Annotated in this window: 1 protein-coding gene; it reads right to left on the bottom strand. The window is 64.9% G+C overall.

Annotation, left to right across the window (positions count from 1 at the left end; all coding sequences use genetic code 11):
• Positions 1 to 1055 (bottom strand): AMP-binding protein (locus ACIQNU_RS43810; RefSeq protein WP_401378326.1); only part of this gene is annotated, 1055 nt, incomplete at its 3' end.
• Positions 1056 to 1094 lie beyond the last annotated feature (39 nt).

The raw sequence follows: 1094 nt of genomic DNA, 5'->3' as shown, positions 1-1094 counted from the left end.
TCAAAACCCAACGACGCAAACTGCAACACCCGCACACCCAACCCCACACCCAACACCGGCCCCAACGCCAACGCCAAATTCACCACACCACCATGCCCGACCTGCACACCCTTCGGCCGACCCGTCGAACCCGACGTATAAATCACATACGCCAACTGATCCGGAGACGACAGCCCGACATCCGGCGCCGTCGACGGAAGCCCCGCCAAAACACCCACCACAGCCGGATCATCCAGCCACACCACACCCCCCACAACCCCATCCACCGCCAAACCACCAGCCACCGACCGATCCCCCACCAACACCTCCACGCCTGCATCCCCAAGCATGAACTCCAACCGCTCCACGGGATATTCGGGATCCAGCGGCAAATACGCACCACCCGCCTGCCACACCGCCAACACCGCAACCACCATGCCCACCCCACGCGGCAAACACAGACCCACCACCGACTCAGCACCCACGCCAGCATCGCGGAGATAGTGCGCCAACCGATTCGCCCGCGCCATCAACCCGCCATACGTCAACACCTCCCCACCCGCCACCACCGCCACCACATCCGGACCCACCACAGCCCGCTCAGCAATCAGCTCATGCACACCACCCACCGACGGCAACTCCACCAGCTCACCGACCCCACCACCCACCAACTCCTCACGCTCGCCGGTAGACAGCACCGACAGCTCACCCACCCGCTGCCCCGCGTCCGCAGTAGCCAAAGCCTCCAACACCGTCACCAGGTGTGTCCCCAGACGCTCCACCGTCGCTTCGTCGAACTGAGCGCGGTCGTAGGAAAGTCGGAGCGCGAGTTCGTGAGCCGAGCTGGCGGCCACGGTCAGGGGGTAGTTGGCTTGTTCGCGCATGTGGTTGAACCCGGCGCGCAGGCCGCTCTGGGCGGAGTCGGCCTGGCCTTCTTCCAGCTCTTCGACCGGGTAGTTCTCGAAGACGAAGAGGGTGTTGAACAGCGCCTGCCCCGCAGGAAGTTCACTGCAATCAGCGATCGTCACCAACGGCGTGTGCTCGAACCGCCGCGCCCGCACCTGCTCCTCCTGCAACCCCGCCAACCACTCCACAACCCGCCGATCACGCTCCAC

The organism is Streptomyces sp. NPDC091292 (assembly GCF_044757265.1).
Taxonomy (GTDB): Bacteria; Actinomycetota; Actinomycetes; order Streptomycetales; family Streptomycetaceae; genus Streptomyces.
This window is presented reverse-complemented; position numbering and strand designations above follow the sequence as displayed.